Raw genomic sequence first — 9,492 nt, 5'->3', positions numbered from 1 at the left:
ATGCGTGTGATGTATTTTGCTGCATGGGGTGGATATTATGAAGTAAACCAAACCACTGTTGATAGCATTAACAATGACGGCAAATTTTTAGGAACTTACATTGTGGGTGAGAATTTTAGTTTTGAAATTCGTTACTACCTTGCAATTGTAGATAATCCAACTGAATTTGATTCAGTCCAAGATTTACCAATGACTGCAGAAAATGTGCTGGGTAATGTATATTTCACTGTTAATGGAAATGAAGTCATTGTTACTATCTGGTATGATGGCACGCCTTACACTTTAAAATATAATTTTAGTTCACAAACTGATATGACTATTTTTGATGCTGAAGAAATTTACTTCATGAAACGCAGCAATAAACCACAAATCTTTATTAATCTAACTAAAGACAGATTATATCTAAGAGATATGTTATCTGCAGGAAGTGATAAAAAGCCAGCATTCGTTCCACATGTTATTTGGGACTTAAATACAAATACCATAACTAAAATGGAAAAGTATAACGCTTATGCTTATGTTAAACAAAACAATCAAGGTGCTTTAATAGCTTATTATTATGTTGATGAATTCATCATGGATAATATTATTTCAACAACCTTAAGCTACACTTCTAGACAACGATCAGATGAATGGTTTGGACTGGTTACAAGATATACAGATTGGAAGACATTTATCTGGAGCCACACAAGTGAAGATACTTTACACTATAGAAACTTAACAAGCACATGGGAATGGATGATTCCTGGATACAATTTAATTTTCTTAGGATTAAGAGCTACGACTTATTATGAGATGCCTAGAATTCAAGCATTAGATTTTACTAATTTACCAAGTTATTACAACGTATCTAAACAAGAAATTGAAGCCGAATATCAAAAAGTAAATGCTTCATTTACACAGTTAAAAGACAACCCAAGATATAAAGTCTGGGCATTTGCGCTGCAAGAAGGTAAAGAGTTCGAACTAGGTTGGTTTGGTAAGATTCAAACCGAATTTTATAACAATCCAGATAATCCAGATGATCCAAAGAATTTAAAGATTATTGAGATTGTTTATAAAACAGATGACAAGCTTTACACTACAGTTGGAAAAGATATGAATCTTTTAATCACTGTTGAACCTAAAGTTGATGGCATCGCAAACGAAGATAATAAAGAATTTTCACCTTTATTAATTCCGTTAATCATCTTTGTTTTATCACTAGCAATTGGCTTTACTAAGGGGCAGTTAATCACTAGAAATGGATTCAACTTTAAATACGTGGTTGGTTCATTGATTCTATCAATTTTGGTTTATTTTGTCGTAGTTAATTGGACTAGCATTATAAAATCGTTGGTGATCTATCCATGGTTGAAGTAGTTGAAATTGCTAAAAAGTATTTAGGTTCGTTAAGTCCTGCAATTATTCTATTATTTTCTATTCTAGCAACTGCTGGATTTATTAAATGGAGCGCACGATTAGCTGATTCATTTAGAACAATTATGAAGCACCCTGCTTATGTGATTTTAGTATTAATTGTTGCAGCTGTTTTATTCTACTTTTACTTCAAATTTGCTGCGCCATTATTGGAGTAATCATATGGATAAAGTGGACAAATATATAGATTGGTTATTTAACTTCATAGATACATATCAAAAGAAAATTAAAAGTCTTGTTGAATTTTTATCAAATATAACTGTTAAGCTAATGAGTTTTCATAATAGTTTAATTCAGTTTTACATTCAAGTATTTAGTGATTTTTCAAAGTTTGCACGTTATACAACATATCCAATTCACTGGGCTTTAATTCTCTATGATTTATGGCGAATGAAACCAGATAAAGAAAAACTACCAATCTTCGAAGTTGGTGCGCACTATATTTATGGTAAGCCTGGAAGTGGTAAATCTACGATGACTTATCATGCGATGATGGACTATGCCTATTTAACTGGTAAGGTAAGCTTAACGACTGCACAAATGGAGTTGCCTAGAATTAACTTATCTGGAGCAAGTTACTATTTACATCAAAGATTTAAGCCTTCTGATCTATTCATTGATGGCGAACAAAAATATGCAATTGATACCAAGAAATTTAACTTCATTGTTTATGAAGAAATGCTTACACAATATAACCAAAGAAATAACAAAGAATCAAAATATAACAATGAATTTTTACCATTAATTGGTGCATTAGGAACACAGCGCCATCAAGGAATTGACTTGTTCTACTTCATTTCACAACTTCCAAAAGGAGATATTCAATTGATGCAATTATTAAATTGGTATCATGAACCAAAAGTTAAAAAGGGATTTGATTATAAGTATTGGTTAGAAACTGGTAAATATAGATTTGTTATTAAGGGTTGGCGAATTAAATCATTTAAAGTTACACCTAAAGGCAGTGGCGAATATGAACTTACCAATAAACGTGTTTGGTTCTATGAGAATACACTCCAGGAAGAAATGAGATACTTCAACCCACTTAACATGAAAAAAGACTTTGAAAATAAACCTATTCTAAAACTGGAGGCAAAACCATAATGAACACTGACTTAATATATTCATTTATTCAAATCTTAATAATTGTTGTAATTCTCGTTTCATGTTATGCATTATTTTGGTGGGGGTTATTTATTCCTATCAGAAAGAAACAAGCTTTAGATCGAGAACTTGATGATAAACGAAAAGAACTTGAACAAATCCAAATTCAAAAAGGGGTTGAATGGGAAAGTTATAAGGATTTGCAAAACCAGTTTGAAGCCATGAGAAAAGAGTATTTTGCGAATAAAAACAAACTTGAAGAAATCAAGGAAGAAAATGCAAAACTTGAAGCAGATAAAATTAAGCTTAAAGATACTCTAGCAGCATTGAAGAAAGAAAAGGATAAGACAAAATAAAAAATGGCATATATATATTCTTATATATATGCCGTTATCTTTATTGTTGTTTTTTTCTGTGTAATTGATATTTTATAACTTCACTTGAAAAGTGACATAAAATGCTGTTAATATGGCTGATATATCAATTATAACTGGTTGCGCAACCTTTCTAATATGAAAGGAAAAGAAGAATGACAATCAAAGAATTAACTGAAAAACATTTGAATAAAATTGCTTTAGAACTATCTAAAGGAACATATGAACACTATAAGTCACACTATCAACATCTAGTATCTTGGTGCGAAAAAAATGAAGTTATTAATGTTGAAGATCTAACAGAATCAAAACTTACAAAATATATTTTTGAAATGAAAGAAGTTTGTAGCAATAGAACTATAAACATGAGAATAGGAAATCTTCAGAGATGTTATAGGGCGTTTGGAATAGAATTTGAATATTTGCAAAGAATACCTAAACTAAAACAGAGATTAGTTACATATGATTATATTGAGCTTGCTGATATAAGGAGAATGAGAAAATATTTCTATTCTTTACCTATGACCGAGAGAAATATATATGAAGCTGCAGTGTTTTTAATTTTAATGGAAACGGGCTGTAGAAGAACAGAGCTTATTAATATTGAAAAGAAGAATATTGATTTCGAATATAATTTAATTAAATTTACAAAAACAAAAACATTTGAAGATAGAATTGTTCCGTTTAAAGAAAAAACAGCTCCAATTATTCAAGAGCTGTGTAAAATGAATACTGATAAATATTTATTTGTAAATCCAAATACAAATAAACAAATGACTAAATCAGATTTAGAAAATTTGATGAGGAAATACAAAAGAAAATTTAATTTTGAAAAATTTCATGCACATATGTTTAGGCACAGTTTTGCAACAATAATGATTGACTCTGGTGTTGATAGAAAGACCTTGCAAAGAATGACTGGACATAGTGATGGGAAGTCGTTAGACAGGTATATACATATCAGACAAAGTAAAATTATGTCAGATTACAAAGATAAGTTTTTAATTGATTAAAATTAAACATCCCAATTAACTGTAATTTTTTCAAATATCTTTGAATAGAAAAGCAAATCATCGGCTGAGCATTTAAACAAGTTACATAGGTTGATTATTTGTGTGGAGTTCAACGGAAGCGTATTCCTTTCCATTTGAAGATAAACTGACTCAGGAACATTTAAAAAATTTGCAACATCCATAGATGAATAATTATATTTAGATCTAAAATATCTAAGTGAGTTAAGGTGTAATGATTTATTCTTTTTATAACTGATTTCATACATCATGTGGAAATAGGCTTTGACTGTTGTATCAATTCCAATACTATACCAATTTTCTATTACTTTACTTAAATAAGTTTTATTTGTGAAATGACCATTTTTACTCATAAGAGTATAGAAAAGGACACAGTTCATAATTCCTGGTTCAATAGGCAATATTGATCCATAATAATATTCCATGAAAAAATCTATTGCATTTTTTTTATTATAGATAGTTAAATTTAGTGAAAAGTTTTCTAATATGTGAATGAAGTTTTTTTCGTTAGAAAAGTATTCTATATCTTTAGTATTCAAAAATTGATGATATACATAATCATCATAACTTTGAATAGGAAAAACATTAGTTGGTTTGGGTTTAAATTTAAGTAGTTGAGTTTGGCGGATTCTTAAGGAAAGATTACGCTTCATCATCATCCCATCCTTTAGTTGCGACTTCATATATTCCGCGAATTCCAAATAAATCATTTGGAGTGCATTTGAACAAATCACATAATTGTAGGATTTGCTTTGCATTAGCTATTGATTTGCCTTTCTCCAAAGCCCAATAGTTTGCTTGTGTCATATCTAGTAATTTAGCAATATCTCGTTGACTTAACTTAGCGGCCTCTCTAAATTCCTTCAGTTTAGGTAATTCCATAGATAACCTCCGTTTTCTTTTGACAAATTTAATTTATCAAATACATTGACATCACGACAGTTTTGATTTATCATAAAGATGAAATGACAATTTAAAACGGTCATTAAGTCTCAAAATATAGCTGCATTATATTGCAGCTCTCGTTAATAATATAATGGCGGGGGCAACAGGATTCGAACCCATACAAACGGTTTTGGAGTCCAATGAATATAATGCACATCATCTGATGTGTATTTTTATTTATTTCAAGGAGTGTTATTAATGTTTGAATGTATTATTGAAAAGTTAAATGCAGAACTTGAAGTTAATAAACTTGGTGATTATAGAAAATTTAAGTTTGTTCAAAAACAACTTAACTCTAAAGAAAATGCTATTAAATTCTTTATTGAAATTCTTAATTATAAAAAATGGAAAGTTAATAAAATCGTGTATCGCATAGAATACGAAAAAAGACTTTATCAAATCAAAAAAAATTCATATCTACCACAATGATAGAAAGAGTCTATTAAATTTAAAAGTATGTGTGGTAGCATACCAAGAAGTTAATAGACTCTTTGTGTTATGCATTCTTGTTATTCTTCTTTCCCCTTATGGATCTACTTAGTAACTCCTATCGCTAAGTGGATTCTGGATGTGGTTGAATAATCGATTCGCCTCCATGTGAGTCTTAGTCAACCATATCCAGAATTTAAAATAGATTCACATGGAGGAATAAGGGAAATGAAAAAGCAATTTGTCACTGCAACTTTTATCAGTGATATAATCTCACTCAATGATGATACTGGAAAGTATGAGCCTATTGGAAAGTTTTATGCACGTGATGGAAAAGGCTACGTAGCTTGCGATAATACAACTGGCGATGCATGGACTGAATTTTTCGACAGTAGGGAAGAAGCCATTAAATGGCTAGATAATAAAGATCCAATTTATATTGGTCAAACAGTCATTAATAAGATTACTAATAAAAAAATGAAAGTTACCAGATATGATGGATAAAATGTTGAAATATATAAAAAACAATAGGTGAAATTGTTAATGATAATAAGTTACGCAAACCACATTATGGGTGCATTAAAATAAAAAAACGCTACATAGAAAGAGAAAAATGAGTTTACCTGGTAACTCTCTCTACCAGGTAGATTCTTAAAGTAAATTTTAAAAGGGATTTATTTTAAAAATCTAAAGAATAATGAAAGGGAATAAGAATGAGTCATACACTGGATAAGTTAACTAAATTAGAACTTAATAAAGTGATGAGCGCACGTAAAGGCGTAGCTTTAAAGTTCGATAAATACTTATTATCACTAGATGCATCAGAATCTAGTATTTTACTCTATTCAGGCTTATTCTTTTTAGTTCCTAGACCAATTAGAAAATCATTCCACAAACACAATCATCCAGTTAAAATGAAGAAATCTAAGGAAGAAGTTTATAAGACTTTAGGTATCTCAAGAACTCAATTTTATAGATCAATTAATGAGCTAGAGAAATTAGGTCTAGTTACTACTGTGGCAACTAAGTATGGCGTTTCATATTACAACCTTAACTATAACCTAGATGCAACAACTGAAAGTTCATCTGAAGCATTTATTACAACAGATATGCTTCAAAATAAATATGTAACAACTAAACAAAATAAACAAAAGACATTTTCGGCTAATGCACGTATCGTATTAGGTAAATTAACTCGTTTATCTCAGCAAAGAGCTAATAGAACTGTTGAAACAACTGCTAAAGATTTAAGCAGTTCTTTTGGCTTATCAAAATCAACTATGTATTACTTATTAAAACAATTCACAGAAACTGGATTAATTGAAGCTAATAAAGTTGAAGCTTGTATCTATACATTAGTGCTTTTAGATCACTATGTTTCTAAACAAAGACAGCACAATCAAGAAGTTATTGATAAACGTGCTAACTTCATTAAATTCTTATATAAAGAACCAACTAGAGCAGAAAGTGATGCCATTGATAGAATCTTTAATAGCATAAAATAAACCCTTATTTTAAGGGTTGTTTAGCGTTATATATAAGACTTCAAACGACTAAAAAAGTCTTTAAAAATAGCAAATTCAACTACAAATAAGAGAAAAATAGCGATTGATTAACACTCGAAAATCTGGGTGTTTTATTTTTCATCAATATTAGTCCAAAAATGGAACAATCAGTATAAAAAAGAGATTTATATGTCATATATTTCTAAAAATGGGACATATATATATATGAGTTAAATAAAATAGTTTAATAATTAAATGAATTCTAAGGGCAAGCCCTTGAATTCGTTTTAAAACAAGAAAGGAAGTGCGCTCAGTGAAAAAGTCATTCTTTAAATATACATCATAACTTACAACTAACCACTGAATGACTTTTGGCCGCCTTATGTTCACTTCGTTCACGCACTTACTGGCCGAAAAGAAAAAGCGTGGGACACTTAGGGGTTTTACCCCTCTACCGTTCCCACACCCTAGGTGTCACCCCATGTATTCTTAAAATTATGCTTGGACTTGGTTTAATTGCAATTTTAGTGCAAAAAAGAGATCCATCATCTCTTTCTATAGTTTTAATTCATTGTAAGGAATTGTTATTTCATTATGTTTATGAACCTGATCAGAGTAAGTTATTTTCAAGTAACAATCTTTGTAGTTATAATTAATGCCAAATTTAATTAAATCTTTTATATCTTTTTCCATATTTTTCCCCCTTTCATGTAATGTTGTACTATTTTTTAAATAAAAGTTGGTCAGCTAATTTGAAAGTTAGTTTTTTTAAAGTTACCTTTAAAGCATGATACCTAGTATCAAATACTTATGAAAGGAACTTTAATCATGGCAAAACGTAAGAGTTTAGCAACTAATAAAATTTTATTAGCTGTTTTAATCATTGTAGGGATTTTCCTATTCATGATGATGCTTGTGCCACAGATTCCAACTTCTGCAGAGACTCCTGAGTCATTGATGAAATTCATCGAATGGTTTGTTGATCTACGCAGTCACTTTGAACAGTATGTTGGATTATACGCATTAATTATCGCTGTTCTTGGTGTGGGTGGTTATTTCGTAGTTAAGTCTAAATAATTTAATACTGTAGGCCGTTGGTTTTAATCAATGGCCTTTAAGTGTTATCTAAGAAAGGAGTTCATCTTATGTTAAAGAAATTAATACTTCTCTTAGGTGCATTTGGTTTATTACTCTTTGTATGTTTATATGACTTCACGCCTACACAAGCTGTGATACCAGATGAACCAATAAATCATAGTCCAATTGAAAATAGTGCCGACAGTTCAAGGTCAGTTCTAAAGCTTGTGCATACATTACAAGGAAACAATCAAATGTTAAATAAGACAGCAAGCGCTGTTGTTATTCATGAAGATGAAACTTACTATTATGCAATAACCAACTATCACGTTTTAGATAAAGATAATTATGAAACTGTTGCACTAGATCTATATGATTATCTGGGCAATCAATACCAAGCATCAAAGATTTCATTAAACCAGGCACAACAATTAATTTCAGAAATTTATGATTTAGGTTTAATAAAGTTTGAAAAACTAGCTAGTGAATTTGTGATTCCAGATGTAAGAACAAATCCATTAAATTCAACTGTTTTATTGACTGCTGTGGGCTATCCAAACGGCACTAGGTCAATAACTAATGGTTACTATCAAAACATGGTAAATATCGAGAATTTTCCGTTCCAGGTGATTAGTCATAACGTATCAATCACACATGGAAATAGTGGTGGTGGCTTGTTTGATGCTTCTGGGAAACTTGTTGGGATTAATGTTGCAGCTGCGCTAGATCTAAATGGGGATTTAGTTCAAAGTTATGCAATTCCAACAAGCAAAGTTTTAGAGTATTTAAGTTTATTTAATTTATAAAATTAGAAAGTAGGGATTTATATGAATAAAAAATTACTAAGTTTATTAATGGTATTTTGTTCACTAATTGGGGTGGCATTAACCACGCAAAAAACATTTGCTGCTAATAGTGCTTCAGAAATAACAATAAATGGGGAATCATATACTAACTTTATTATTGATTATGATGGTAACGGAAATTATGGCTACACTGTTTATTTAGATGGTGTAGCATATCCTGGTGGATTAATAGGTCTAATTGATGATTATGCTGATTCTTTTACTAATCCAAATATTGACTATGGTCTCGAGATTAAAGGCGCAGCAAATCAACCAATTACAATCACCGGAACTGGTTCAGTAAATAGAGTTCACATCAATTATGACGGAACTAAAATTGATATTTACTTAGATGGCGTTAAATATTCGGGTGGACTTTCAACATATATTGATGATTTTGCAACAGAAATTTCAAATCCATACGCTGTATATGCAATTATGATTTCATCAAACTTACGCCCAGTTATTAGTGGGCAAGAAACATTTGTTACTTCAGTTGATGATCCTAAACCGTTATCCTTCTTCCAAGGTTACTTAACAGCTATTGATGAAACAGATGGTAACATCACTAACAATATTTATGTTGTATCAGACAATTACACAACAAATAAGTCAATTTTAGGAACTTATACAGTTGTGTTTGGGGTTAAGGACAGCGCAAACAATGAATCAACACTTGAAGTTAAAATTTCAGTTGTCGATGTCACAAAACCAGTGATTACAGGTAACTCATCAAAAGTTCAAATTTCTTATACTCAAACAT

13 protein-coding genes and 1 pseudogene are annotated in these 9,492 nt (G+C 30.4%); 11 read left to right on the top strand and 3 right to left on the bottom strand.

Annotated elements, in window-relative coordinates:
- The 5 genes from EXC59_RS07165 to EXC59_RS07020 form a co-directional block, all read left to right on the top strand.
- On the top strand, positions 1 to 1,362 hold a 1,362-nt coding region (locus EXC59_RS07165), incomplete at its 5' end, for a hypothetical protein (protein WP_162849191.1).
- Positions 1,350 to 1,577: a hypothetical protein gene (locus EXC59_RS07035; RefSeq protein WP_035370108.1), complete on the top strand. Its 228-nt coding sequence runs from the start codon at positions 1,350 to 1,352 to the stop codon at positions 1,575 to 1,577. The genes EXC59_RS07165 and EXC59_RS07035, both read left to right, overlap by 13 nt.
- 4 nt (positions 1,578 to 1,581) lie before the next feature.
- Positions 1,582 to 2,523 (top strand): hypothetical protein, encoded by a 942-nt coding sequence (locus tag EXC59_RS07030; RefSeq protein ID WP_035370109.1) that lies wholly within the window; start codon positions 1,582 to 1,584, stop codon positions 2,521 to 2,523.
- Positions 2,523 to 2,879, top strand: coding sequence for a hypothetical protein (locus EXC59_RS07025; RefSeq protein WP_035370110.1), 357 nt, complete (start codon positions 2,523 to 2,525; stop codon positions 2,877 to 2,879). The genes EXC59_RS07030 and EXC59_RS07025 overlap by 1 nt, the downstream gene beginning before the upstream one ends.
- A 173-nt stretch (positions 2,880 to 3,052) precedes the next feature.
- Positions 3,053 to 3,910: a tyrosine-type recombinase/integrase gene (locus EXC59_RS07020; protein ID WP_035370111.1), complete on the top strand. Its 858-nt coding sequence runs from the start codon at positions 3,053 to 3,055 to the stop codon at positions 3,908 to 3,910.
- A gap of 2 nt (positions 3,911 to 3,912) precedes the next feature.
- Here EXC59_RS07020 and EXC59_RS07015 read toward each other — a convergent pair whose 3' ends face one another.
- Positions 3,913 to 4,584, bottom strand: a complete 672-nt coding sequence (locus EXC59_RS07015; RefSeq protein ID WP_035370112.1) for a DnaD domain protein — start codon at positions 4,582 to 4,584, stop codon at positions 3,913 to 3,915.
- Positions 4,571 to 4,810 carry a helix-turn-helix transcriptional regulator gene (locus tag EXC59_RS07010; protein ID WP_035370113.1) on the bottom strand — a complete coding sequence of 80 codons (240 nt, stop codon included), beginning with the start codon at positions 4,808 to 4,810 and terminating at the stop codon, positions 4,571 to 4,573. Before EXC59_RS07010 ends, EXC59_RS07015 begins: the two co-directional genes overlap by 14 nt.
- A 261-nt stretch (positions 4,811 to 5,071) precedes the next feature.
- Here EXC59_RS07010 and EXC59_RS07005 point away from each other — a divergent pair, with 261 nt between their 5' ends.
- The 3 genes from EXC59_RS07005 to EXC59_RS06995 all read left to right on the top strand — a co-directional run bounded on the left by EXC59_RS07005 (position 5,072) and on the right by EXC59_RS06995 (position 6,807).
- Positions 5,072 to 5,302: a hypothetical protein gene (locus EXC59_RS07005; RefSeq protein ID WP_162164097.1), complete on the top strand. Its 231-nt coding sequence runs from the start codon at positions 5,072 to 5,074 to the stop codon at positions 5,300 to 5,302.
- A 228-nt stretch (positions 5,303 to 5,530) separates the two neighbouring features.
- Positions 5,531 to 5,806: a hypothetical protein gene (locus EXC59_RS07000; protein WP_035370102.1), complete on the top strand. Its 276-nt coding sequence runs from the start codon at positions 5,531 to 5,533 to the stop codon at positions 5,804 to 5,806.
- 209 nt (positions 5,807 to 6,015) lie between these two features.
- Positions 6,016 to 6,807, top strand: a complete 792-nt coding sequence (locus EXC59_RS06995) for a hypothetical protein (RefSeq protein WP_035370103.1) — start codon at positions 6,016 to 6,018, stop codon at positions 6,805 to 6,807.
- Positions 6,808 to 7,362: 555 nt separating this feature from the next.
- On the opposite strand, the gene EXC59_RS07160 is transcribed toward EXC59_RS06995, so the two are convergent.
- The gene (locus tag EXC59_RS07160) at positions 7,363 to 7,500 is read right to left on the bottom strand and encodes a hypothetical protein (protein WP_156952797.1); all 138 of its coding nucleotides are present in this window, start codon (positions 7,498 to 7,500) and stop codon (positions 7,363 to 7,365) included.
- 117 nt (positions 7,501 to 7,617) lie between these two features.
- On the opposite strand from EXC59_RS07160, the gene EXC59_RS06990 reads away from it, so the two are divergent.
- The 3 genes and pseudogenes from EXC59_RS06990 to EXC59_RS06980 all read left to right on the top strand — a co-directional run.
- A complete protein-coding gene (locus EXC59_RS06990; protein WP_162849178.1) occupies positions 7,618 to 7,884 on the top strand; it encodes a hypothetical protein in 267 nt (88 codons plus the stop codon).
- 68 nt (positions 7,885 to 7,952) lie between these two features.
- Entirely contained in the window at positions 7,953 to 8,690 is a 738-nt protein-coding gene (locus tag EXC59_RS06985; RefSeq protein ID WP_035370105.1) for a S1 family peptidase, read from the top strand.
- Between the two features lie 21 nt (positions 8,691 to 8,711).
- Positions 8,712 to 9,492: pseudogene (locus EXC59_RS06980) on the top strand (DUF5011 domain-containing protein); the annotation flags it as partial.

The sequence above is a fragment of the Acholeplasma hippikon genome, from assembly GCF_900660755.1.
Classification (GTDB): Bacteria; Bacillota_I; Bacilli_A; order Acholeplasmatales; family Acholeplasmataceae; genus Acholeplasma; species Acholeplasma hippikon.
Note: the sequence above shows the minus strand (reverse complement) of the source record. Positions and strands in the feature narration are given on the sequence as shown.